The organism is Corynebacterium sp. HMSC064E07, assembly GCF_001815745.1.
In the GTDB taxonomy this organism is placed as follows: domain Bacteria; phylum Actinomycetota; class Actinomycetes; order Mycobacteriales; family Mycobacteriaceae; genus Corynebacterium; species Corynebacterium jeikeium_D.
Window position 1 is genome coordinate 1 of the sequence record NZ_KV821827.1, and the last position, 23186, is coordinate 23186.

The window sequence follows — 23186 nt, forward strand, 5'->3', positions numbered from 1 at the left end:
CCCCATTATCGGGGACACTCACAAGGTAACGGGCTTTGTAGCAACGGTCGGCAGCGGTCGTTATTGGAGTGCTGTATCAGCGTGACGTTGTAGCGAGCGGTTGTAGCGTGCCGTCTTAGTGTGCGCGGAGTTTCGCCAGAAGATGCACCTCGTGACATTTGATAACACGCTCAACAATTCACTCGAATGTACAAGCGAAAAAGTTTTATTAAAGGGGTTGCGCAATCGAATGGGTGTGCTAAAATGGAGGCATCAAGAACAAAGTGCTTGAGCTTCTCTTCTTGGCGTTGGGCTAGTGGTATTCACTGGTTATCGACACTGAGCGGGGTTGGGGCTTTGGGGGAACAATGTCTGAAAAAGATAGTCCGGCCAAACAACCGTCCGATGTTTACCAAGCGGCTCTGCTGCCTGAAGCGCCGCAGTTTTTCCACGAGTCATCCACGAACCAGTTGGCGGTGGCGGGTATCCAACGCAATCGCCTGGAACTGGGTATAGCTTGCGGTTGCACGCCGAAGTCGCTTGAGATTGATGTGGATGCATACATTGCTGAAATCGCACCCGAGTTGGGTATTTCCCGCGGTAAGGCGCTCGAGTATGTAGAGGTCGGCATTCAGTTAGCGCGTATGCCCCGGCTGGGTGCCTTTATTAAAGCTCGAGCTCATTTGCCCTTTGCGCATCTGATCACCATTGCTCGCGCGACAGCGCCGCTCCACGATCCAGAGGTGCGTGCAGCTGTTGAAGAAGAAATTGCCCGCTTTGTCATTCCCCGAAAGCATGGCGAGGCACTCCGGGGAGTTCGCAGCCTACATAAATTCCTGCAACGGGTTATCGAAGAAATTGAACCTCAGCTTCGCCCCAAAAACCTTCCGGGTGATGTCGATCCGCTGCTTCCTGCAGGAGAACGCGAAATAGTAGGAGAGAGTATCGGTTTTGAAGAGAGCGACAACTTCGCGGAAGTTTTTATGGAGCTGGAAAAGACCCGCGCTCTCGAATTCAAAACCACCCTCGAGTCCATCTCCAGCTCAGCTGGCTGCACTCGAGTCGAAGCTTTGACACACCTCATCCGCGGCACCGCCGAGGCAAAAATCGTACTCAACCTATACTGTCCTGCCACAGAGGAGCGTCCCCGCACCGCCTGGCTTGGCGGCGTTGGCTGGATCTCGCAGTTAGCTACGCAGGCGTGGATTGATAAGGTCACGCATATTCGTATGCTTGCCGACGAAACCGCGGAGGGCTACGCCCCAACCGAAAGTCAGAGAGCCTTCGTTAAAGGTCGGGACGGAACGTGTCGCTTTCCGGGGTGTGATGTACCCGCGGAGCTCTGCGACATTGACCATATTGAGCCGTACGACAAAGAGCACCCAGAGGAGGGCGGGGCAACAGAAACGCCGAACCTCCACTGCCTCTGCCGCCGGCACCACAACATGAAAACAGCTGGTCTGTGGAATGTTGCACGTGATCGGGATGGGGTGGAACTGTGGACGTCGTCAAGCACGGGCAAAAAGGCGGTGAGCCTGGAAGACGGGCCGCTTGCCGGGCACGGGCGCTACACTTTCGACAAACGGGGACTGCGGATGACGCAGGCGCTGGCAGAATATAACGAGTATCGCCAGGAGCTGATAGAGCAATCACGGAAGCTGGTCGAGGAAGCGCGCAGGGGAGAAGACACCGATACTCCCAACCCGCAAGACCCCCAAGACTCGGAAGCTCCCCAAGACCCGCAAGACCCGCCGAACATGGAAGAGTTTGGTTTCTGACCAGGGGGTGTGTAATAATTTCCAGGTTGTCTTTATAGGCAGCTTTACCTGTTTCGGGCATGAACCGGCCGAGCGTCCCTCTGTGGGAAAGCGCCGCCAGGGTCCTCTGTCTATGCAAAAAGTAAAGGAATAAGTTTCCATGAACATTCTTGACAAGGTTGATGCAGCATACCTGCGCGACGACATTCCGGAGTTCCGCGCTGGTGACACCGTCGAGGTCGACGTAAAGATTGTCGAGGGTAAGACCGAGCGTATTCAGGTCTTCAAGGGCGTCGTTATCCGTCGTCAGGGCGGCGGCGTCCGCGAGACCTTCACCGTCCGCAAGGTATCCTTCGGTATCGCTGTTGAGCGTACCTTCCCGGTGCACTCCCCGAACATCGACGAGATTCGCGTTGTCTTCAAGGGCGACGTTCGCCGTGCGAAGCTGTACTACCTGCGCAACCTGCGCGGTAAGGCTGCACGCATCAAGGAGCGCCGCTAGTCTTTTGGCGCAAAATAATCCCCATCGAGTGTTGAGCTCGGTGGGGATTTTTCTATCGCGTATAGTCTTTTCCCATGACCGACGACGATTCTCGCGAACAGACTGACGGCCAAAAAGAAGACCGTACTGAAGGCTTGAAAGGCTTCCGGAAACTCGACGAGGAGCCTGAAAAGCACACTCCGTGGTACATCGAGATTCCAATCATTATCGTGATTGCCCTGCTCATCAGTGCCGGTGTGCAGTCCTTTATCGGCCGCGTCTACGTGATTCCATCCGAGTCGATGCAGCCGACGCTCAACGGATGTGTCGGGTGCACCGGTGACCGCATTTGGGTGGATAAGGTTTCCTACCAGTTCTCAGATCCCAAGCCCGGCGATGTTGTCGTCTTTAATGGCCCGGAGTCCTGGAATAGTAACTACGTGTCACAGCGTTCAACTAACCCGGTGGCGAACTCGCTGCAGACGGTTGGTTCCTGGATTGGCCTTGTTGCGCCGGATGAAAATGCGTTGGTCAAGCGTGTGATTGCTACGGGTGGGCAGACTGTGCAGTGTCGCCCAGGAGATCCCGGCATCATGGTTGACGGCAAGATGACAGAGCAGGATTTCATTAAAACTCCGGCAGACAAGCCGGTGGTGGATAATCTTGGCTCAGAGCAGTGTGGTGGCCCGTACTTCGGGCCGGTAACAGTGCCGGAGGGGAATCTGTGGGTCATGGGTGATAACCGCACCAACTCTGCGGACTCTCGCTATCACATGGGCGACGAGCTGCAGGGTACTGTGCCGCTGGATAACGTCGTCGGCAAGGTGCAGGCAATCATCCTGCCGTTTAACCGCATCGGTGGCGTCGATGATCCGGACATCCAGCACAACTAGTCAGCACAGTCTGCTCACGCCGCCGGCGCCGAAACTGCGGAGGCTGAAGCAGTCGCGCACGATAGAGGTCGCGCTGGCAAAGCGCGGCTTTGGACCTGTAGCCGGGGTCGACGAGGCTGGTCGCGGCGCCTGTGCAGGCCCGATAGTTATCGCCGCCTGCTGCCTTCCAGAACGCCCTATCGCAGAGCTGGATAAGCTCACCGATTCTAAAAAGCTCACGCCGGCCGCACGTGAACGGCTCTTTCCGCTCATCCAACGCTTCGCTACCTCTTTTTGCGTGACGACGATTCCCGCGTCCTACATCGACCAATTCGGCATCCAGGACGCGAATGTCACTGGAATGCGCCGCGCGGTAGCCGGGTTGGGACAGCGTCCTGGCTATGTGCTTACCGACGCACTCAAAGTGTCTGGCTTCACGGCACCCTATTTGCCCGTGATTGGTGGTGATTCCGCTTGCCGATGTATTGCTGCTGCGAGTGTCTTAGCCAAAGTCACCCGCGACCGCATTATGGTTGACCTATCGGAGAAGTATCCGGATTATGGTCTGGCGGGGCATAAGGGCTACGGCACGTCATCGCATATGGAAGCGATTTCACGCCATGGCGCAACCCCGGAGCATCGGTGGTCATACCGCAATGTGCGCTTGGCACACGCGGAGTATCTTGAGCACCCCGAATAGACCAACATGTACAAAAAGAGCAACATGTAAACACTCGAAGGAGCCGTCGCGGTCGTGAGCGCAGAAGATCTAGAAAACTACGAGGCCGACGTTGAACTATCCCTGTACAAGGAGTTCCGCGATGTCGTTAGTCAGTTTTCGTACGTTGTTGAGACGGAGCGCAGGTTCTACCTTGCTAATGCTGTGGAGCTGATTCCGCACAACAGCGAAAACGAGGTCTATTTCGAGCTGCGGATGTCGGATGCGTGGGTGTGGGATGTCCATCGCCCGGCTCGGTTTGTCCGCTACGTGCGCGTTATCACTTTCAAGGATGTCAATATCGAGGAACTGGATAAGCCTGACCTACGACTGCCGTAGCTTTTATAGCTTTTCATCTCTTGGTATAGCTAGCTGCTAACAGTTATCCACAGTCGAAAAATTATCCACAGTTTGGGCCTTCCGAGCATCTATCGGAAGGCCTTTGTCATGCCCGCTGTGCAAGAGTGTTTCCGAACCGCCAAGGCGGCAAAAGTCTAGGCACTAAACAGCCTAGGCACAATTCAACGGGGAACCAGGGGGACCGGGGGCTATGACACAGAGCTTTGAAGAACTAACCACGAGACAGCTCGGCGCGTTTGGGGAGGATTTCGTCGCCGAGATGTTGGAGGATCAGGGGTGGGAAGTTATTGCTCGGAATGAGCGGGTGGGGCGCTATGAGCTCGATCTTATTGCTGAAGATGTTGACGGCAGGCTGCATTTTGTGGAGGTAAAAACGCGGCGCAGCTCGCGAAGTAGTCAGTTTGGGGACGGCAGAGAGTCCATCACAGCAGCCAAGCTTCGTCATTTGCGCAAGGCGGCGGCACAGTGGCTGTCAGAGAGTTCTACCTACTGGTTAGAGTCCGTAGTTATCGACTGCGCAGAAGTCACAGTGTCCAGCCCTTCGTCCGGTCCTCCAGTCGTTGCAGTTACGTACATTCCCGCAATCAGCGACGCGATCATGTGGGACTGCTAGATGACTGTCGGTACAGCTCTTGCAGTCAGCCTCAGCGGCATTGAAGGAACTATTGTGCAGGTGGAAGCCGATGTTGGGCGTGGCTTGCCGGGAATGTATATCGGTGGGCTCGGCGATGCCGCCGTCGGAGAAGCCAAACATCGCGTGCGCACGGCGGTTGCTAACTCGCAGTTGCCCTGGCCGAAGACAAAAGTCGTGGTGAGTCTGTCGCCGGCGCATATCCGCAAGCACGGCACTAGCTTTGACCTCGCCATCGTCTGCGCCATCCTTATCGCAACCAGCGATGACATGGAGGCCCGAGGTCGTCTCCGCCACACGGTTCTCATTGGCGAACTTGGGCTCGACGGTTCCATTCGACCGGTGCGTGGAGTGCTGCCGCAAGTTCTTGCCGCCCGCGAGGCCGGTGCCCGTTGGGTTGTCGTCCCCGCCGCCAACGCCGCCGAGGCCGCGCTCGTCGACGGCATCGCAGTCTGCACCGCAGCCGACCTCACACAGCTATGGGGCTGGGTACTCACCGGCTCAGGTTTGACGACCGCGCTTAACGACGACCCCAGCGAACAAGCCTTCTCGGTAGACCTGGCCGATGTCGATGGCCAACCTGAGGCGCGCTTCGCCCTCGAGGTAGCCGCAGCAGGTGGGCACAATCTGTTCATGCAGGGTTCTCCGGGAACTGGGAAGTCCATGCTCGCTGAGCGCTTGCCCACAATTCTGCCGCCATTGCAGAAGTGGCAGCAGCTGGAGGTCACCGCGCTGCATTCGGTGGCCGGAGCGCTCGATACTGCGGACACTCTTGTCCAACATCCGCCGTTTGTGGCTCCACATCACAGCGCGACTGTGGCAGCGCTAGTCGGCGGCGGTGCTGTGCCCAAGCCCGGCGCGATTAGCCTTGCCCACCATGGGGTGCTCTTCTTGGACGAAATCACCCTCATGCGCCCGGCGGTATTGGATGCGTTGCGGATGCCGATGGAAAACGGGGTGGTCGTCCACCTGCGTACGCACCATCGAGTGACTTTTCCGGCGAGAACACAACTAGTCATGGCGACCAATCCCTGTCGGTGTGGGGCGGCGTATGCCAGCGAATGCACCTGTTCTAGTACCGAGCGAGCCAAGCATGGTCGCGCATTATCGGGCCCGCTACGCGATCGCATGGATCTCAACGTCACGCTCAGTCCTGCCGGGGCCAAGCTGGGAATTAAAAACAAAGCACACAATGAGCCCTCCGCGGCCGTTCGCGATCGGGTACAGGCCGCACGTGACCGTGCCCGCCATAGGTGGCAGGCCCTGGGGCTTGCCGACGAAGCAGCCGTCACCAACGCGAGTGTGCCACGCTCGCTTCTCCGTCGTCACGCGGGCTTAGACGAAGAAGCGATGGCGTTATTGGACTTCCAGTTGAGGAACGGAGAGATTACCCAGCGGGGAGTGGACAAAGTAATCGCAGTGGCGTGGACGCTCGCAGATCTCGGGGGAGTAGACGCGTTTACCTTCGAGCACGTGCAACGCGCCTGCCAGCTGCATGACCGCGAGGGCGGCTAATACAACCGAACCATTATCAAGGGGGAGAAATGGACGAAATTCACGCGTGGGCTTACCTGAATCGTGTGGTAGAGGCGACGCATCCGCAGATTGTGCGGCTCGTGACGGAGTTTGGGCCGGTAGAGGTAGCAGAGAGGATCAAGGCTCGCGCCGGGCTGCCGGAAGGTCTGCTCAATACGACGCAGGCGCGAGCCGACGTTGACCAGAGCGGCCACGATTTGGAGCTGGCGGCAGCGATGGGGTGGCGTCTTATTTATCCGGGGCACCCAGAGTGGCCGGGGGAGCTGCTGTCCTGCTTTACGACGCTCGAAGTCCGTGACCGCGCCGATGCACCACCACTTGCGCTGTGGGTGCGTGGCCGTGACTTGCGGGACGTGGTCAGTGAAGCGGTGGCGATTGTCGGAACGCGGATGGCCAGCAGCTACGGGACACAGGTGGCGGCCCAATTCGCGGGGCAGTTCGCGAATGCGGGGGTTAGTGTCATCAGTGGTGGTGCGTTGGGTATTGATGCCGCGGCGCATCGAGCTGCGCTCGACGCTGGCGGCACTACGGTTGTGGTCGGAGCCGGTGGTGTAGGGGTTGACTATCCGCGGGCGCATGCAGAACTCTTCGACGGGATTGCAGAGCGGGGTGCGCTGATTACGGAGTATCCACTGGGGGTGCGACCTGCGCGGCATCGGTTTTTGACTAGGAATCGTCTGGTAGCGGCCCTATCGCGAGCAACCACAATCGTCGAGGCGGGCTGGCGTTCAGGGGCGCGCAACACAGCGCACTGGGCAGTGAGGCTAAACAAGCCCTTGGGAGCAGTGCCGGGACCGGTGACGCTGCAAACTACCTCTGGCTGTCATGACCTAATCCGCAGTGGCGAGGCTGTCCTGGTGTGTAGTGCCGATAATGTGCGGTCGCTGTATCGGTCAGTTGGCACAGTGAATGAGGATGCTCAGCTTGAATTGTTGTGGGAAAAGTCGGCGGTGCAGAAGCTTTCTCGAAACGAGCTCGCTGTCTACGACTCTCTGAATTCTGCGGAGCCAACGCCGGTGGGAGAAGTCGCAGCGCAGGCGGGATTGGCCGTGGCGCTTACGACACATTTGTTGCTGGAGCTGCAGGGACGGGGGCTGACCAGTCGGGTGGAGGGTGGGTGGTTGCGCCAGGAACAGAAGCGTTAGTGAGGCGCTAATAAAGCCTTCTGCAGAGAATCTCGAAAAAATCTTGAATTAGGTATTGCAATTCTCTGTACGCTCAGTAATATAGGCAAGGCAAGCCTAAGTAACTGTTACGGAAACGGGCTTGTGACATGGGTGAGGCAATAGGGCAGTGGCTCTGGCGAAAGTCGGAGTCACTGCCTTTTTCCGCTGTCTGGTGAGGTCTCGCGGTGTGCATCTACTAAGGTCAGAACCGTGAAGCGCGCAACCAATAACGACGACAGGACTGAGCCGGATCTCGGGTTATCCGCCAATATTGAGGCCGTGCTCATGGATTTTCTCGATGAGCTGACTTATTCCCGCAGACTCTCTGACGCAACCGTCCGTGCCTATCGAGCCGATCTCATCCCCCTCCTCGCCGGCCTGGACCACATCAGTGAACTCTCCACCCCTGTCATCCGTGCGCACCTCGGCGCGAAGCATGCGGAGGGTGCTGCGCGGTCATCGCTGGCTCGCTTAACGACGTCCATTCGCCAGTTCTGTAGTTGGCTCGTAGCTCGGCAAATTCTCGATGCTGATCCGTCGCTGCGGCTGTCAACGCCGAAGAAACATCAGCATCTTCCGGAAGTGCTCTCGCCGGAGAGGGTTGAGGAGGCAATCGAGAAAGTCTCCTCCGAGGACAGCGCAGTTGCGGCTCGCGACTTGGCCATTGTGGAACTGTTGTATGCCACTGGGATGCGTGTAGAGGAGCTGTGCAAGGCCGACGTCTCTGATGTGGACTTTTCCCGCCACATCATCTCGGTAGTGGGTAAGGGGAACAAGCAGCGCATCGTGCCCTTCGGTGTACCAGCGGAGGCGGCACTCAAAGGCTGGCTCCAGGTGCGTGGAAGCTTTCATGCTTCCGCACAGGCCGAACATGCGCTTTTTCTCGGTGTGCGTGGAGGTAGATTGAATCCTCGTCAGGCGCGCCGAGTGATTCATAAATGGGCTGATGTTTCACCGCATTCGCTCCGGCACTCTGCGGCCACAGCCATGGTGGAAGGTGGCGCTGACTTGCGTGTGGTGCAGGAGATGCTCGGTCATTCGAGTCTGGCGACCACGCAGATTTATACCCACGTCTCAGCGGACCGCCTCCGTGAAGTACACAAGCGGGCACATCCGCGCGCTTAATCGCGCAGGGTTGTTTAATTGCGTACAGGCTTGAGCACGATTGGTCTCCGCTGTATCAAATCCAGTGGGTTGAGATAGTCTTTGCCGCGCAGTGCGCCCCAATGCAGGCCCGGTTCGGGATGTTTGGCGTTGACCACAAGATGACCAATCACCTGGCCAGCGGCCACGTGGTCTCCCTTTTCTAACGCGGTATCTATGGGCTGATAGGTTGTGCGGATGCCATCGGCGTGCATGATTGACACGGACGTCATTCCGGCGATTGAACCGGCGAAATGCACCACACCGGGAGCTGAGGCGCGGATTGGCTGACCCGGGGAGGCGTTCAGGTCTACTCCGCGATGTCCAGGCTGCCAGCGTTTTTCCGGTGGGGCGTAGTCGCGTAGTATTTTGCCGTGCACAGGGAAGGTATGCGCACTAGCGGATATTGGCTCGCCGGTAGCTGCAGGTGGGCTTGGGGGTGTTGTTAGCGCGACAGCGAGCACGAATAGCGCTAATGTGCGCATTAGCGAGCGCTTGAAACTCTGCTTGGTCGTCATGCGCGATAGTGTGGCGGACGCTGCACTCGTCGACAAGCGGCAGTGCATTGCAAACGGTTCTAGCTGTGGATGACTTTTTGTCCTGTGGATAGCAGGGCGTGTCAGATATTGCGACCTGTGCGATGTATCAGATAAGATGACGCTCGCGGTGTCTGCCTTAATGGGCGGTCATTAGCACAAAGACTACGCGCGCGACCCATTCCGGCTGGTTCACGGGTGCTCGGCAAGGATATCTGTCGGGTGTGAGGCAGCGGGGGAGCGCTAGGGCACAGGGAAAGCCTGTGCGTGAACTGTAACCACCTATATCGGATAAGAAAGGAAGGGAAGCAGCCGCAGCCCTAGTCAGGCTGGACGCGAGGATCTTCCCTGAATATGACATGGCTGTTGTATCCATGCGAGAACTGCTCGATGCAGGTGTCCACTTCGGTCACCAGACCCGTCGTTGGAACCCGAAGATGAAGCGTTTCATCTTCACCGAGCGCAATGGCATCTACATCATTGACCTGCAGCAGACCCTGACCTACATCGACGAGGCTTTCGAGTTCGTCAAGGAGACTGTCGCTCACGGTGGCAACATCCTGTTCGTCGGTACCAAGAAGCAGGCTCAGGAAGCCGTTCAGAACGAGGCAGAGCGCGTTGACATGCCATACGTCAACCACCGCTGGCTCGGCGGTATGCTGACCAACTTCGCCACCGTTTCCAAGCGCCTGGCTCGCCTGAAGGAGCTTCAGGCAATGGACGCTGCTGAGAACGGCTACGAGGGTCGCGGCAAGAAGGAAATCCTGATGCTGACCCGTGAGCGCACCAAGCTGGAGCGCACCCTGGGCGGCATTCGCGACATGTCCAAGGTTCCGTCCGCACTGTGGATTGTTGACACCAACAAGGAGCACATCGCTGTCGCCGAGGCTAAGAAGCTGGGCATTCCGGTTGTTGCCATCCTGGACACCAACTGCGACCCGGATGACGTTGACTTCCCGATCCCGGGCAACGACGACGCAATCCGCGCTGCTTCCGTGCTGACCCGCATCATCTCCACCGCTGTTGAAGAGGGCCGCAAGGCTCGCGCTGAGCGCGAGGCCAACGCTGCTCGCGAGGCAGCAGGCGACGCTCCGATCGAGTCCGCCGCTGAGAACACCGACCAGGCTGCAGAGATGGACGCCGAGGGCTCCACTGCAACTGAGACGGCATCCGCTGAGTAAAGCTGAACTTTCTAACCACCACAAGTTCTAACCACCACAAGGAGGAACGCCCAGCATGGCGAATTTCACTGCTGCTGACGTCAAGAAGCTCCGTGAGCTGACCGGCTCCGGCATGAAGGCTTGTAAGGACGCACTCGTCGAGACCGACGGCGATTTCGACAAGGCTGTCGAGATCCTGCGTATTAAGGGCGCAAAGGACGTCGGCAAGCGTGCAGAGCGCACCGCCGCCGAGGGCCTGATCGCTGTTTCTGGTAACACCATGGTCGAGGTCAACTCCGAGACCGACTTCGTTGCCAAGAACCAGGAGTTCATCGACTTCGCCAACAAGGTCGCCGACGCTGCCGCAGCAGTCAAGGCAAACTCCCCGGAAGAGCTCGCAGCAGCTGACCTCGACGGTCAGACCGCAGCTGACGCTACCCAGGAGCTCTCCGCAAAGATCGGTGAGAAGCTGGAGCTGCGTCGCGCCGCTACTCTCGAGGGCGACAACATCGCTGTCTACCTGCACCGCCGTGCAGCAGACCTGCCGGCAGCTGTCGGAGTTCTGGTTGCTTACACCGGTGAGGGCGAGGGTGCTGCAGAGACTGCTCACGCAGCAGCTATGCAGGTTGCCGCTCTGAAGGCTCAGTACCTGTCCCGCGAGGATGTCCCGGCCGACCGCGTCGAGGCAGAGCGCGCTGTCTACGAGAAGATCACCCGCGAAGAGGGCAAGCCGGAGCAGGCTATCGCCAAGATCGTCGAGGGTCGTCTGAACGGCTTCTACAAGGACGTTGTTCTGCTGGAGCAGCCGTCTGTCGCCGACAGCAAGAAGACCGTTAAGCAGCTCATGGAAGAGGCTGGCGTTACCCTGACCGGTTTCGTTCGCTTCGAGGTTGGCCAGCACTAATTCGCTGTAATTTGTGCATAAGCCTCTAGCTGTGAGCTAGTTTAAATGCCCCGCTCGGGAACCCGGGCGGGGTATTTTGCTGTCCTGTAGCCGATAATGCGGAGCGTCAAGTGTGCCTTGCTGTCGTGACCGGGTAGACTCGTCTGCGACTTTTTAAACGGTGTGAGAAAGGTGCATGGTCATGGCAGAATCTGTCGAGCGCAATGGCTTCAAACGTGTGATGCTCAAGCTCGGTGGTGAGATGTTCGGTGGCGGCAAGGTTGGCGTTGACCCGGACGTGGTGCAAAACGTTGCCCGACAGATTGCGGAAGTTTCCCGAAAGGGCGTCGAGGTCTGTGTCGTCATCGGCGGAGGTAACTTCTTCCGTGGCGCACAGCTTCAGCAGCGCGGCATGGACCGCGCACGCTCTGACTACATGGGCATGCTGGGCACGGTCATGAACTGCCTGGCTCTGCAGGACTTCCTCGAGCAGGAGGGCGTGGACTGCCGCGTTCAAACTGCAATCAACATGGCACAGGTCTCGGAGCCGTACCTGCCGTTGCGTGCTAAGCGCCACCTGGAGAAGGGCCGCGTGGTCATCTTTGGTGCAGGTATGGGGATGCCGTACTTCTCCACCGACACCACCGCCGCCCAGCGCGCCCTGGAGATCGGCTGCGAGGTGCTGCTGATGGCAAAGGCCGTTGACGGTGTCTACTCGGCCGACCCACGTGAGGTGCCGGACGCAGAGCTGTTCGATGACATCACCCACCGTGAGGTTCTGGAACGGGACCTGCGCGTTGCTGATGCCACCGCCTTCTCCCTGTGCATGGACAACAACATGCCGATTCTCGTGTTTAATCTGCTTACCGACGGAAACATTGCGCGCGCGGTAGCCGGTGAGCAAATCGGTACTCTCGTCCACAGCTGATAAATTTGTTCGTAATACGTTCTTTCCACAGAGCGCTCTAGAACTATCTAGAACCCGCGTAGAAACCCGAGGTTAAAAACACAATGATTGATGAAGTCCTGCTTGACTGTGAAGAAAAGTACGGTAGCTCCGTAGAACACTGCCGCGAGGAGCTGACCCACATTCGCACTGGCCGTGCGAACCCGGCGATGTTCAACGGCGTTATTGCGGAGTACTACGGTGTTCCGACTCCGATTACCCAGATGGCTACCATTTCGGTTCCAGAGCCGCGCATGCTGCTGATTAAGCCGTATGAGCTGAGCGTCATGGGCGACATCGAAAACGCGATTCGCAACTCCGACCTGGGTGTGAACCCGACTAATGATGGCCAGGTCCTGCGCGTAACTATCCCGCAGCTGACCGAGGAGCGTCGTCGTGAGATGGTTAAGGTCGCACGTTCGAAGGGCGAAGACGCCAAGATCGCGATTCGCAATGTCCGTCGTAAGGGCATGGAAACTCTGAAGAAGATTCAGAAGGACGGCGATGCTGGCGAGGACGAGGTGCAGGCAGGCGAAAAGGAGCTGGACCAGGTCACCAAGAACTACGTCGAGCAGGTGGACTCCTTGGTTGAACGCAAGGAAGCGGAATTGATGGAGGTTTAGGCCTTCATATTCAACCGGGAGAGGGGATTTGAGGCGCCAATGCCAACGTCGAAGCCAGCGTCCAATAAGGAACGTGTTCTAGACGAGCTACGGCTTATTAAGCCGCGTAACTCGGCAGGTCGGAACCTGCCGGTTGCAATTACGGTGGGCGTAGCACTTGGTGCAGTCGTCATCATCGGCTTGCTGCTGGGGGCGCTCGCCTGGACCGTTCTGGTCGCCGCGGCGGTTGGCCTTGCAACCTGGGAGGTCTGCGAGCGGCTCCGCGAGTCCGATTGGCAGGTCCCTCGCCCGGTTCTGATTTTCGGCGGACAGCTGATGGTGTGGCTGTCCGCCTACTGGGGGATTGACGGTCTGGTCATGGGCCTGACTGTTACCCTGATGCTTTTACTAGTCACCCGTCTGTTTTTGCACGGGATGGCTGAAGCACCACGGAACTGGCTGCGGGATGTCGCAGTCGGAGTTTTCGTGGTGATGTGGATTCCGTTCTTTGCGGCGCTAGCTGTGCAGCTGGTGCACATGGACAATCCCTGGGAAGTCGATCCCCGTCTGGTCATTGTGACCTTCATGATCGGGGTGATTTCCAATGACGTCGGAGGCTATGCCGCCGGTGTCATGTTCGGAAAGCATCCGATGGCTCCGAAGGTAAGCCCTAAAAAATCCTGGGAAGGGTTCGGCGGCTCTCTCGTACTCGCCACTATTACTGGAGCGCTCTGTGCAATCTTTATGTTGCACGCGCCGTGGTGGCAGGGCATCGTGCTGGGCATTGCCTTGGTTATCTCCGCCACGCTTGGTGACCTGATGGAGTCCCAGTTCAAACGCGATCTGGGGATTAAGGATATGTCCTCGATATTGCCGGGCCACGGCGGTCTGATGGACCGCCTGGATGGCATGCTGCCATCAGCCGCGATGACGTGGCTGATATTGCAGCTTTTCAGCCTGGTTTAATTTGGCTGGTTCAGTCGGGCTTTAGTTGTCGCCCTTACGAATCTGGCGGCGCAGATCAAACATTCGCCAGCCACCGATTAGCGCAGTGATGAGGGCGCCGAGGATAGCAGCGAACAGCATTCCGACACCGACCGGGAAGTTCCAGGCCCAGCCGAACAGGTTTAGTGTGGTCTCCTGCTGATTCTGCAGAATGAATACAAGCAATACGATCAGCAAAACTGCACTGATGACCAGGCCAACCCACATCGAGCCCGCGGTAGTCTTTTTCACCTTGCGCCGGCCAGGAGCGGGCGCTGGCTCCGGTGTGGAGTCCTTCTCTGCGGGCGCGTCAACGACTGGCTCTGGAAGGTTGTCCTGCTCTGGTGCAGGAGCCACTGAATCATTTGGAGAGTACGACGGAGTATCGTCGAAAAGCGGACTGTCGTTATTCGGTTGATTAGCGTTAGTCATACCTATCATTCAACACGTTTTGGCAGGTATGTACCACTTGTAAAGGTCCACTTAGTTGCGGCTGCCTAGTCGCTCATTAGGCCAAAACCGTCATTACATGCGAAAATGGGTGCCATCATGGCATCTTCACTTCCAATCGTTCTTAAAGCTCCACGTCGCGGCATGCCCGCGACCCATTTTGCGGACCTCGATGTTGAGGAACGGAAGGCTGCGGTCAAGGAACTGGGCCTGCCGGCCTTCCGCGCCGATCAGATTGCCCGGCACTATTACGGTCGGCTTGAGGCTGACCCTATGACGATGACTGATCTGCCGGAAGCAGACCGTCAAAAGGTCAAAGACAGTCTCTTCCCACCTTTGTTGACTCCCGTTCGCCACATCACCTGTGACGACGGCGAAACCCGTAAGACGCTGTGGCGTGCAGGTGACGGTACGCTGCTGGAATCCGTGCTGATGAAGTACCCGGGGCGTGCGACCCTCTGTATTTCCTCACAGGCCGGCTGCGGTATGGCATGCCCATTCTGTGCGACGGGTCAGGGCGGTCTGCAGCGTAATCTCTCCACCGCGGAGATTGTCGACCAAGTTCGTGAGGCCGCTGCCACGATGGCAGCCGAGGGCGGTCGCCTGACCAACATCGTATTCATGGGCATGGGTGAGCCGCTCGCGAACTACAACCGCGTTCTCGCCGCCGTCCATCGCATCACGCGACCGTCGCCGGAGGGATTCGGCATCTCGATGCGCAATGTCACCGTCTCTACAGTCGGTTTCGCGCCGAACATCCGACGGCTTGCCGACGAGGACCTGTCAGTAACCCTCGCGGTGTCTCTGCACACTCCAGATGACGAGCTTCGCGATGAGCTGGTACCGATCAACAATCGCTTTACAGTAGCTGAGGTGCTTGATGCAGCTCGCTACTACGCAGACAAGACAGGCCGTCGCGTATCTATTGAGTACGCTTTGATTCGCGATATTAACGACCAGGATTGGCGTGCAGACTTGTTGGGTAAGAAGCTCCACAATGCTCTGGGCTCACGTGTCCACGTCAACCTGATTCCGCTCAACCCGACTCCGGGGTCGAAGTGGGACGCCTCCCCGAAGAAGCAGCAGGAGGAGTTCGTCCGCCGCGTACAGGCGCAGGGGGTACCGTGCACGGTCCGCGATACCCGTGGCAACGAGATTGCGGCAGCGTGTGGTCAGCTGGCGGCCGAAGAGGTTTAGCCGACAAATAGCAAAAGATCCGCACCGAATTCGGTGCGGATCTTTTTGTGCGCTGTAGCGCTATAGAGCTGTTGCTATAGAGCTGTTAGGCCAGACTTTCTGCAAAAGTGGCTAACTTTACTGGTTCTGGCCTTCCGGCAGACGGTTCCAGGAGCGCAGCTGAGAGTCGGTCAGGTTAGCGTAGACGCCAGTGCCGTTAACCTGGTCGCGTGCCCACTCCGGCTCAATGTGGCCTTCCGGCTTGTTGTGACCGGTAACGGTGCGGACCTGAGAACCCTGCGGGGCGAACAACTGCAGCAGCAGGCCAATAGCGATCAGGGCGGCGATGACGACCAGCCACCAGTTCTCGACGTTGCCCTTGTGGTTACCAATGGTCATGCCCAGCAGGAAGATCACGGAAATCCAGCCGGCCTTCTGCATAGCGCTCTTGCTAATGCCGTGCCAGCCCCACTTCGCCGACGGCTCGTCGAGGGTGCTGACGCCGCGGTAAATCTCTTCCTTTGGCTCGTGGTTGCTCACTTGAAAGTCCTCCTGTAAACACTTTCGGCGAATTGCACTCTATATGCACTTCAGTCTATCTGCGGTTTTGCTGAAAGCGACTGAGCGCATTTTCAGACAATCTTGAGTATCGGGTGTAAGGATACCTTAGAACTTGCTGAAATTGGGACTTAGCCCGGCCGGAAACTGTTCGCCGGTGTGCTCGTTTGCCCAAAGTGGGGGTAGGGTGAGCACTCGTGACATTTCTTCTTGGAGTTTTACTCTTCGCAATCGGCATCGCGGTGACAATCGCCCTTCACGAATGGGGCCATCTCACCGCAGCTCGCCTGTGTGGAATGCGAGTGCGTCGATACTTCATTGGCTTCGGCCCAACGCTGTTTTCCTTCAAGCGGCATCACGCTGCGGCAGGTGGGCATGACACCGAGTATGGAATAAAGGCAATTCCCTTTGGCGGATTCTGCGACATCGCAGGCATGACAGCAATGGATCCCATCGCTCCTGCCGAAGAACCCTACGCCATGTACAAGAAGCCGTGGTGGCAGCGCATTATCGTGATGCTCGGTGGGGTGGCAATGAACCTCATCGTTGGATTCATCATTCTTTACTTCATTGCCGTGACGTGGGGTTTGCCCAACATGGGTAAGGAAATGGCGCCACGCATTCAGGCGGTGCAGTGCGTCTCGCCGGCACAGCGTGCCGACGGCACGCTGGAGCCCTGCACTGGTTCCGGTCCTGCAGAGCGCGCAGGGCTACGTGCCGGAGATGTGATTGAGAAGATCAATGGCACCAAGATCACGTCCTACCCCGAGGCTGTGTCTCTCATCGGTAGCTCTGCAGGTGGCGACATCAAAATGACCATCGACCGCAATGGCAGCACCCAGACGGTCACGGTCACCCCGGAAGTCGTCAAGCGCAAGACTAACGACGGGCAGGACATCGACCAGCCAGCAATTGGTATCGCCTTCCAGCGCCCAGAGACCATCCTCCACGAGTACAACGCAGTGACTGCCATCGGTGGTGCGGCCAGCTTCACAGGCAGCCTTTTCGGGGCGGTTTGGAACGGGCTGCTCTCCATCCCGGAGAAGGTTCCCGGCGTGGTCGCCTCTATCTTTGGTGCTCAGCGTGACCCGGCCAGCCCAATGAGTGTCGTCGGCGCGTCGCGTGCCGGTGGTGAATTGGCGGAGATGAACCAGTGGCCTTCATTCTTCCTGTTGCTAGCTAACCTCAATTATTTCCTGGCCGTGTTCAACCTCGTGCCGTTGCCGCCACTCGACGGTGGCCACATCGCCGTTGTTATTTATGAGCGCATCCGCGACCTGATTCGCAAGGCGTTCGGTAAGCCTGCGCTTGGGCCTGCCGATTACACCAAACTCATGCCAATTACTATGGCCTTTACCGCAGTTTTGCTGGTCTTCGGCGTTCTGGTTATGGCTGCTGACGTGGTCAATCCAATTGTGCTGAACCGCTGATAGCAGGTTGCGGCGCGCCAGCGTCGTCGTAAAGCAAAGCGGTGCTAACGTCAGCCCACATGGAACAAACTTCGCGCCGCAAGCCCCTGCTTCGCAGTATCTCGGCTGTGGCAATCACGGGTCTGGTGTTGTCATCCGCCGCGTGTACGCCGCGGCCTGACACCGGGCGCGAGGTGCTTGAGGAATTCCTTGGGGCGCTGGCGGGAGGGGATGTCGCTAAGGCGGCGGCGCTGACCGATCATCCGGATTCCGCTGAGGGGGATCTGAATGCGGCCACCGACGGCCTTCAGCCGGAGGGGCTTGACTATGAAATCGAGGGTATCGATACCAGCTCGAATCAGTCCTCGGCCGAAGTCACCATGAATTGGCAGCTGCCGCATCAGCGACGCTGGGGATATGACACCACTTTCACGCTGACCAAGACTGAGGCTGGGCAACGGGATTGGGCGTTGCGCTGGTCGCCAGCATCCCTGCATCCACAGCTGGGGCGTAATCAGCACCCAGAATTGCGCACTATCGCAGCTCCACGTCCGTCTGTGGTTGGTTCGGACGGTGCGGCCTTGCTTGAGCCGGGGACTGTGCACCGGGTAATTCTCAACCGCGATGGGGCGGAGAATGTGCAGTCGTCGATTAACCGGGCGGCGACGGTCATCAATAATGAAATGCCGGAAGATGGTCCGAAGCTCGACGCCCGAGCAGTGGGGGAGCAGGCAGCTGGTGGGAAGGGTAACTTTTCGCTGATTGTGCTGCCGGCATCCACGCCACAGCGAGTCAAGGATGAGCTCGCGGACATTGACGGAATTTCTGTTAACGATGAAGCAGCGATGGTGCGACCCGACCCGGGGTTTGCGCCTGATTTGATGAGCCGTGTGGAAAGGCTAGTGGACACTGGTGATCACGGTGCCGATGGCTGGAAGATCGTGGCGGCCAACGAGGGCGGAGCAGTCGTCGGCACGCTCTATGAGGTGTCTCCGGATGTAGCCCCGGCGGTGCAGGCATCGATTAGTAAAAAGGTGCAGGACGCAGCGCAGAAGGCAGTCGATACGCGGCAAGATGCGAAGGCAATGCTGGTGGCTGTGCAGCCGTCTACGGGCAAGATTCTGGCGGTAGCCCAGACGGCGGAAGCAGACAAGGACGGTGACCTTGCGCTGATGGGACAGTTCCCGCCGGGATCGACGTACAAGATTGTCACTGCCGCTGCAGGTGTGCAGCACGAGGGACTAAATGCGGGATCGACTGTGCCGTGCCCAGGTTCGATGGAAATCGGTCCGCGAATTGTCACCAACTACAACGGAAGTGGTGTCGGGGATACCTCGCTGAGCGATGCCTTCGCGCGGTCTTGCAACACCACGTTCGGCAACATCTCCCACAAGTTGGAACCAGGGCAGTTCAAGGAGGAGTCCAAGAACTTCGGCATCGGAATCAACTATCACATCGCGGGCCTCGACACTATTACCGGCAGCGTGTCTGACGGTAGTGATGAAGTCGAGCGTATCGATGCGGGCTATGGACAGGGCAATGACTTGGCCAGCCCGTTTGGCATGGCGCTGGTTTCCGCGACGGTGGCGGCCGGGCGCACTCCGACGCCGTCACTCGTGCCAAGCGCGGGAACGTGGCAGTCGCAGACGTCGAAGCCACTTCCACCTGAGGTTTTGAACGAGGTTCGCTCACTCATGCGGGCGGTGGTGACCTCCGGTACCGGTTCGGCCATTGCCGGACGCGGTGAGGTCTACGCCAAGACCGGTGAGGCCGAGTATGGAGGTGGCTCGCACGCTTGGTTCACTGGCTATCGAGATGACTTGGCCTTCGCCACGCTCATCGTCGGCGGTGGTGGATCCGAACATGCGGTGGCGATTACCGATGCCTTCTTCGCCAATATGGATGAAGGTTCAGGAGACGAGGGCTAGAGCATTTCTGGCTTCGAAACCGGCACAGGCCGAAAGGCTAATCCGGGGGTAGGGGTAGAGTATGTTCCATGACTCAGCGTTCTCCACTTACTCAGCAAAAGTCCACGCCAATTCGCACTGTTCCGGCACATATTGAACGGCCGGAGTACGCCTGGAAGGACGAGGTTCAGGAAGGCGTCGGCGAGCCGCTGGTACAGACTCCGGAAGATATTGAAAATATGCGAGAGGTCTCTCGCATTGCTGCCAACGCGTTGGTGGAGGCCGGCAAGGCCGTAGCTCCGGGCGTGACCACGGATGAGATTGACCGGGTGGTGCACGAGTACCTGTTGGATCACGACACCTACCCGTCCACGCTGGGGTACCGCGGTTTTGAGAAGTCGTGCTGTGTGTCTCTTAATGAGATTGTCTGCCACGGTATTCCGGATACTCAGGTTATTGAAGACGGCGATATCGTCAATGTCGACGTCACCGGATACAAGAACGGTGTCCACGGCGACACCAACGCGACTTTCCTCGCGGGCAATGTCTCGGAGGAGCACCTCCAGCTAGTGGAGCGCACTTACAACGCCACCATGCGCGGCATTAAGGTCATCAAGCCGGGCCGTGAGATTAATGTCATCGGCCGCGTAATCGAGTCTTACGCTAAGCGTTTTGGATACAACACCGTTCGGGACTTCACCGGTCACGGTGTCGGTACCACGTTCCACAATGGTTTGATTGTCCTGCACTACGATGAGCCGAGCCAGGACACTATTTTCGAGCCGGGCATGACTTTGACTGTTGAGCCGATGATTAACCTCGGTGAGCTGCCGTACCACATCTGGGATAATGGCTGGACTGTGCAGAATGATGACTTCAAGTTCACCGCCCAGTTCGAGCACACGGTGTTGGTGACCTCCGACGGCTATGAAATCCTCACTCTGCCGGATGAGCAGAACGTGCCAGGTCAGTTCCAAACTGGTTGGAAGCCCGAGGCCTAACCCGTGCAGGCCCCTGCAGCTCTGATTGCCGGCTGCACCTCAGATGCCGGTAAGTCGGTTCTGGTCGCCGGCATGTGTCGGCTGCTCGCGCGCCGCGGCGTGAAGGTCGCACCCTTCAAAGCACAGAACATGTCCAACAATTGCGCTGTCACGCTCGACGGCGGCGAGATTGGGCGCGCGCAGGCTCTGCAGGCGTTGGCCTGTGGGCTGGAGCCGGATGTCTCCTTTAACCCGGTGCTTCTCAAGCCGGGCTCGGACCACACCAGTCAGGTGGTGGTGAAGGGCAAGGCCGATGGGCATGTGAGCGCTCTGACGTACCGGTCGCGGAGAAAAGCGCTGCGCGGAGTAGTTGCGGAGACATTGGAAGAGCTGCGGGGGCAGTTCGATGTCGTCCTGTGTGAAGGCGCTGGTAGTCCTGCCGAGGTCAATCTGCGGGAGTCGGACATTGCCAACATGGGGTTGGCAGAGCTCGCTGATCTGCCGGTTGTGGTCGCCGGTGACATTGACCGCGGTGGGGTGCTTGCACATTTCGTCGGCACGCATGCAATTTTGAGCCGCGAAGACCGCGCGCGGATTACCGGTTTTATCGTCAACAAGTTCCGGGGCGATGTTTCGCTGTTGACACCGGGATTGGACGTGGTGCGCGAGCACACCGGCGTGCCCGTACTCGGCGTAGTGCCTTTTATTCCGGGACTGTGGATTGATGCGGAGGATTCGCTCGGTACAGTCGCTGGTGCGTCGGTAGGGCCGGCGAACGCACCGCTGGGTACGGAAACGTTGTCCGTGGCCGCCATTCGCTTGCCGCGCGTGTCCAACGCCACCGATATCGAAGCGCTTGCCTGTGAACCAGGGGTACACGTGCAGTGGACGGTCGATCCGTCGGTCGTTGCTCGCGCCGACCTGGTCGTGTTGCCCGGGACGAAGTCGACGGTCGCCGATCTCAAGTGGTTGCGCGAGCGTGGGCTTGACGACGTGCTGGAGAACCGAGCTGCCCGGGGGTTGCCGCTGATTGGCATCTGCGGTGGGTTCCAAATGCTCTGCACCACCATCACTGACTCGGTGGAGTCGGTAGCCGGGACAGTGAACGGGCTTGGAGTGTTCGATACCGACATTGAATTCGCGGGGACGAAGACGCTGGTGAGCCACCCGGATGGCTCTTACGAAGTCCACAATGGACAGGTTGTGCGAAGCAGCGAGGCGCCCTTTATCACTGAGCCTGAAGAAGGGGCGCGGCGTGGCATGGTGATGGGTACGCACCGCCACGGCTACCTGGAAAATGATCAGGCGCGCCGTCAGTTGCTGAGCGAAGTCGCAGTTGCCGTCGGTCGAGACGGCTTTGAGGTCAGCTCTAATACTTCGTTTGCCGAAGAACGGCTGCGGCAGATCGACCTGTTGGCCGATGCAGTCGAGGAGTACCTGGCTGGGCCCGCATTGGCCCAGGCCACAGGTATTGAACAGCTGGGCTAGTTATCGAACTCCAGGCCCAGGATTGCGTTTTCAATCAGCTCTGGCAGTGCTGGGTGAATCCAGTGCTGGCCCTTGACAACTTCGCGCACATCCATCTCGAAGCTCATCATCTGGATGCACTGCTGCACTAGAGTGGCAGCCTGCTCGCCGATGAAGTGCGCACCCAGCAGGCGGCCGGTGGCGCGGTCCGCAATCAACTTGGCAAAGCCATCGCGATCCTCCAGCGCCCAGCCGTAGGCGACATCGCCGTAGTTCTGTACCTTCACGGTAATGTCCGTGCCATTTTCCGCAGCCCAGGCGCGAGCTTCATCCTCGGTCATACCGACCTGACCAATCTGCGGATGTGAGAAGACTGCCGACGGAATGTAGCGGTGGTCAAATTCGCGCAGGTCCGACGGATTCAGCACGTTGTGGAAGACAACCTTGGCCTCATGGTTGGCAATATGCTTCAGCTGGTACGGGCTAGAGACATCGCCCAGCGCCCACACACCTTCGGCAGAGGTGCGGCCGTACTGGTCAACCTTGATGCGACCATCGTCGTGCATCTCCACACCACCGGCTGCAAGGTCCATACGGTCACCGTTGGGGATGCGTCCGGTTGCCACGAGCAGGGCATCGGCTGCGAGCTCCGTGCCGTCGTCAAGCGTGACCGTGACGATCTCGCCCTCCTGGGAGAGCGCAGTGATGGAGGTGTTCATGCGGATGTCAATGTCGCGGGCGGCAACCTCGTGGAAGCGCTCGGAGATAGCGGCGTCTGAGCCACGCAGCATGACATCGGAGCGCACCAGCATGTGCACCTTCGTGCCGAAGGATGCGAAGACATGCGCGAACTCGCTAGCGATGTAGCCGCCGCCGACGACGATCATTTCGCGCGGAAGCTTGTCGACGCGCATGATGTTCTCGTTGGTGTAGTAATCGACCCCGGAGTCTGCGATGAGGCCCGGAACGTGAGGGCGGGAGCCTGCAGCGATGATGATGTTGTCGGCTGTGATGTCGACGGTTTCCTCGCCGATGCCGGTGCGAATAGTGCGAGGGCCGACGAACGTTGCGTGGCGGTCGTAGACATCGATATTGGGAGTCTCGTCCCCGCGGCGGTATGCCTCGCCGCCGTCGGCAATCTGGTCGACGCGCTGGGCAAAAACGCGATCCTGGATTTGCTTGAGATCAACGGAGTCGAAGGTGCCGTGCACGCCCAGGCGGCTGGCCTCGCGGATGTTGCGGGCGGCATCAGCGGCCAGAACGAACATCTTGGTGGGAATACACCCAACGTTGAGGCAAGTACCGCCGAAACGTCCTTCCTCCACCAGAGCGATACGGACATTGTCGTAGGCCGGGGCTGGAATGGAATTGCCGGACCCGGTTCCGATAATGATGACGTCGTAGTGGCGTGGGGTAGTCTCAGGCGAATTCTCAGTGGTCACAAGCACTCCTAGCATTCTGGTCAAACTAGTTTGGTTCAACCGT

General features: G+C 58.5%; 23 protein-coding genes. 19 read left to right on the forward strand and 4 right to left on the reverse strand.

Annotation, left to right across the window (positions count from 1 at the left end; translation table 11 throughout):
* Positions 1-347 precede the first annotated feature (347 nt).
* From HMPREF3053_RS08375 to HMPREF3053_RS08415, 9 genes are all read left to right on the forward strand, one after another.
* Positions 348-1757, forward strand: coding sequence for an HNH endonuclease signature motif containing protein (locus HMPREF3053_RS08375; protein WP_049170763.1), 1410 nt, complete (start codon positions 348-350; stop codon positions 1755-1757).
* 139 nt (positions 1758-1896) lie between these two features.
* Complete coding sequence (gene rplS / locus HMPREF3053_RS08380; RefSeq protein WP_048761860.1) at positions 1897-2238, forward strand: 50S ribosomal protein L19; 342 nt, start codon at positions 1897-1899, stop codon at positions 2236-2238.
* Between the two features lie 74 nt (positions 2239-2312).
* Positions 2313-3110: a signal peptidase I gene (gene lepB / locus HMPREF3053_RS08385; RefSeq protein WP_070767565.1), complete on the forward strand. Its 798-nt coding sequence runs from the start codon at positions 2313-2315 to the stop codon at positions 3108-3110.
* Positions 3085-3789 carry a ribonuclease HII gene (locus tag HMPREF3053_RS08390; protein ID WP_224783775.1) on the forward strand — a complete coding sequence of 235 codons (705 nt, stop codon included), beginning with the start codon at positions 3085-3087 and terminating at the stop codon, positions 3787-3789. Before lepB ends, HMPREF3053_RS08390 begins: the two co-directional genes overlap by 26 nt.
* Positions 3790-3843: 54 nt before the next feature.
* On the forward strand, positions 3844-4146 hold the full coding sequence (locus HMPREF3053_RS08395; RefSeq protein WP_005509529.1) for a DUF2469 domain-containing protein: 303 nt from the start codon (positions 3844-3846) through the stop codon (positions 4144-4146).
* A gap of 211 nt (positions 4147-4357) precedes the next feature.
* The gene (locus HMPREF3053_RS08400; RefSeq protein WP_065421646.1) at positions 4358-4780 is read left to right on the forward strand and encodes a YraN family protein; all 423 of its coding nucleotides are present in this window, start codon (positions 4358-4360) and stop codon (positions 4778-4780) included.
* A complete protein-coding gene (locus HMPREF3053_RS08405; protein WP_049170772.1) occupies positions 4781-6313 on the forward strand; it encodes a YifB family Mg chelatase-like AAA ATPase in 1533 nt (510 codons plus the stop codon).
* 29 nt (positions 6314-6342) lie between these two features.
* Complete coding sequence (gene dprA / locus HMPREF3053_RS08410; protein ID WP_070652940.1) at positions 6343-7479, forward strand: DNA-processing protein DprA; 1137 nt, start codon at positions 6343-6345, stop codon at positions 7477-7479.
* A 291-nt stretch (positions 7480-7770) separates the two neighbouring features.
* Positions 7771-8625 carry a tyrosine recombinase XerC gene (locus HMPREF3053_RS08415; protein WP_070652971.1) on the forward strand — a complete coding sequence of 285 codons (855 nt, stop codon included), beginning with the start codon at positions 7771-7773 and terminating at the stop codon, positions 8623-8625.
* 14 nt (positions 8626-8639) lie between these two features.
* On the opposite strand, the gene HMPREF3053_RS08420 is transcribed toward HMPREF3053_RS08415, so the two are convergent.
* Positions 8640-9161: a murein hydrolase activator EnvC family protein gene (locus HMPREF3053_RS08420; RefSeq protein WP_065421708.1), complete on the reverse strand. Its 522-nt coding sequence runs from the start codon at positions 9159-9161 to the stop codon at positions 8640-8642.
* A gap of 377 nt (positions 9162-9538) precedes the next feature.
* On the opposite strand from HMPREF3053_RS08420, the gene rpsB reads away from it, so the two are divergent.
* The 5 genes from rpsB (at position 9539) to HMPREF3053_RS08445 (ending at position 13736) form a co-directional block, all read left to right on the forward strand.
* The gene (rpsB, locus tag HMPREF3053_RS08425) at positions 9539-10360 is read left to right on the forward strand and encodes a 30S ribosomal protein S2 (RefSeq protein ID WP_040360682.1); all 822 of its coding nucleotides are present in this window, start codon (positions 9539-9541) and stop codon (positions 10358-10360) included.
* A 55-nt stretch (positions 10361-10415) separates the two neighbouring features.
* Positions 10416-11243, forward strand: a complete 828-nt coding sequence (gene tsf, locus HMPREF3053_RS08430; protein WP_049170780.1) for a translation elongation factor Ts — start codon at positions 10416-10418, stop codon at positions 11241-11243.
* A 181-nt stretch (positions 11244-11424) separates the two neighbouring features.
* Positions 11425-12150 carry a UMP kinase gene (gene pyrH, locus HMPREF3053_RS08435; RefSeq protein WP_005509726.1) on the forward strand — a complete coding sequence of 242 codons (726 nt, stop codon included), beginning with the start codon at positions 11425-11427 and terminating at the stop codon, positions 12148-12150.
* 83 nt (positions 12151-12233) lie between these two features.
* Complete coding sequence (gene frr, locus HMPREF3053_RS08440) at positions 12234-12791, forward strand: ribosome recycling factor (RefSeq protein WP_038628675.1); 558 nt, start codon at positions 12234-12236, stop codon at positions 12789-12791.
* Between the two features lie 39 nt (positions 12792-12830).
* The gene (locus HMPREF3053_RS08445) at positions 12831-13736 is read left to right on the forward strand and encodes a phosphatidate cytidylyltransferase (protein WP_049170784.1); all 906 of its coding nucleotides are present in this window, start codon (positions 12831-12833) and stop codon (positions 13734-13736) included.
* Between the two features lie 21 nt (positions 13737-13757).
* On the opposite strand, the gene HMPREF3053_RS08450 is transcribed toward HMPREF3053_RS08445, so the two are convergent.
* A complete protein-coding gene (locus HMPREF3053_RS08450) occupies positions 13758-14186 on the reverse strand; it encodes a lipopolysaccharide assembly protein LapA domain-containing protein (RefSeq protein ID WP_065421645.1) in 429 nt (142 codons plus the stop codon).
* A 117-nt stretch (positions 14187-14303) separates the two neighbouring features.
* Between HMPREF3053_RS08450 and rlmN the strand changes: the two genes are divergently transcribed.
* Positions 14304-15401: a dual-specificity RNA methyltransferase RlmN gene (gene rlmN / locus HMPREF3053_RS08455; protein WP_049189669.1), complete on the forward strand. Its 1098-nt coding sequence runs from the start codon at positions 14304-14306 to the stop codon at positions 15399-15401.
* Between the two features lie 117 nt (positions 15402-15518).
* Here rlmN and HMPREF3053_RS08460 read toward each other — a convergent pair whose 3' ends face one another.
* Positions 15519-15920 carry a DUF2631 domain-containing protein gene (locus HMPREF3053_RS08460; protein WP_016422566.1) on the reverse strand — a complete coding sequence of 134 codons (402 nt, stop codon included), beginning with the start codon at positions 15918-15920 and terminating at the stop codon, positions 15519-15521.
* A 215-nt stretch (positions 15921-16135) separates the two neighbouring features.
* Between HMPREF3053_RS08460 and HMPREF3053_RS08465 the strand changes: the two genes are divergently transcribed.
* From HMPREF3053_RS08465 to HMPREF3053_RS08480, 4 genes are all read left to right on the forward strand, one after another.
* A complete protein-coding gene (locus HMPREF3053_RS08465) occupies positions 16136-17368 on the forward strand; it encodes a M50 family metallopeptidase (protein WP_070767567.1) in 1233 nt (410 codons plus the stop codon).
* A gap of 59 nt (positions 17369-17427) precedes the next feature.
* On the forward strand, positions 17428-19275 hold the full coding sequence (locus tag HMPREF3053_RS08470; RefSeq protein ID WP_070644015.1) for a penicillin-binding transpeptidase domain-containing protein: 1848 nt from the start codon (positions 17428-17430) through the stop codon (positions 19273-19275).
* A 68-nt stretch (positions 19276-19343) separates the two neighbouring features.
* The gene (map, locus tag HMPREF3053_RS08475; protein WP_070595122.1) at positions 19344-20255 is read left to right on the forward strand and encodes a type I methionyl aminopeptidase; all 912 of its coding nucleotides are present in this window, start codon (positions 19344-19346) and stop codon (positions 20253-20255) included.
* A gap of 3 nt (positions 20256-20258) precedes the next feature.
* Entirely contained in the window at positions 20259-21722 is a 1464-nt protein-coding gene (locus tag HMPREF3053_RS08480) for a cobyric acid synthase (RefSeq protein ID WP_049170796.1), read from the forward strand.
* On the opposite strand, the gene mtr is transcribed toward HMPREF3053_RS08480, so the two are convergent.
* Positions 21719-23143, reverse strand: coding sequence for a mycothione reductase (gene mtr / locus HMPREF3053_RS08485; protein ID WP_141758950.1), 1425 nt, complete (start codon positions 23141-23143; stop codon positions 21719-21721). The genes HMPREF3053_RS08480 and mtr overlap by 4 nt on opposite strands.
* Between the last annotated feature and the right edge of the window lie 43 nt (positions 23144-23186).

What these genes read in the sequence shown, in the direction of transcription:
- HMPREF3053_RS08375 (WP_049170763.1), top strand. Translation starts at nt 348, where the DNA reads ATGTCTGAAAAAGATAGTCCGGCCAAACAACCGTCCGATGTTTACCAA.
- rplS (WP_048761860.1), top strand. Translation starts at nt 1,897, where the DNA reads ATGAACATTCTTGACAAGGTTGATGCAGCATACCTGCGCGACGACATT.
- lepB (WP_070767565.1), top strand. Translation starts at nt 2,313, where the DNA reads ATGACCGACGACGATTCTCGCGAACAGACTGACGGCCAAAAAGAAGAC.
- HMPREF3053_RS08390 (WP_224783775.1), top strand. Translation starts at nt 3,085, where the DNA reads ATGATCCGGACATCCAGCACAACTAGTCAGCACAGTCTGCTCACGCCG.
- HMPREF3053_RS08400 (WP_065421646.1), top strand. Translation starts at nt 4,358, where the DNA reads ATGACACAGAGCTTTGAAGAACTAACCACGAGACAGCTCGGCGCGTTT.
- HMPREF3053_RS08405 (WP_049170772.1), top strand. Translation starts at nt 4,781, where the DNA reads ATGACTGTCGGTACAGCTCTTGCAGTCAGCCTCAGCGGCATTGAAGGA.
- dprA (WP_070652940.1), top strand. Translation starts at nt 6,343, where the DNA reads ATGGACGAAATTCACGCGTGGGCTTACCTGAATCGTGTGGTAGAGGCG.
- HMPREF3053_RS08420 (WP_065421708.1), bottom strand. Translation starts at nt 9,161, where the DNA reads ATGACGACCAAGCAGAGTTTCAAGCGCTCGCTAATGCGCACATTAGCG.
- rpsB (WP_040360682.1), top strand. Translation starts at nt 9,539, where the DNA reads ATGGCTGTTGTATCCATGCGAGAACTGCTCGATGCAGGTGTCCACTTC.
- tsf (WP_049170780.1), top strand. Translation starts at nt 10,416, where the DNA reads ATGGCGAATTTCACTGCTGCTGACGTCAAGAAGCTCCGTGAGCTGACC.
- pyrH (WP_005509726.1), top strand. Translation starts at nt 11,425, where the DNA reads ATGGCAGAATCTGTCGAGCGCAATGGCTTCAAACGTGTGATGCTCAAG.
- frr (WP_038628675.1), top strand. Translation starts at nt 12,234, where the DNA reads ATGATTGATGAAGTCCTGCTTGACTGTGAAGAAAAGTACGGTAGCTCC.
- HMPREF3053_RS08445 (WP_049170784.1), top strand. Translation starts at nt 12,831, where the DNA reads ATGCCAACGTCGAAGCCAGCGTCCAATAAGGAACGTGTTCTAGACGAG.
- HMPREF3053_RS08450 (WP_065421645.1), bottom strand. Translation starts at nt 14,186, where the DNA reads ATGACTAACGCTAATCAACCGAATAACGACAGTCCGCTTTTCGACGAT.
- rlmN (WP_049189669.1), top strand. Translation starts at nt 14,304, where the DNA reads ATGGCATCTTCACTTCCAATCGTTCTTAAAGCTCCACGTCGCGGCATG.
- HMPREF3053_RS08470 (WP_070644015.1), top strand. Translation starts at nt 17,428, where the DNA reads ATGGAACAAACTTCGCGCCGCAAGCCCCTGCTTCGCAGTATCTCGGCT.
- map (WP_070595122.1), top strand. Translation starts at nt 19,344, where the DNA reads ATGACTCAGCGTTCTCCACTTACTCAGCAAAAGTCCACGCCAATTCGC.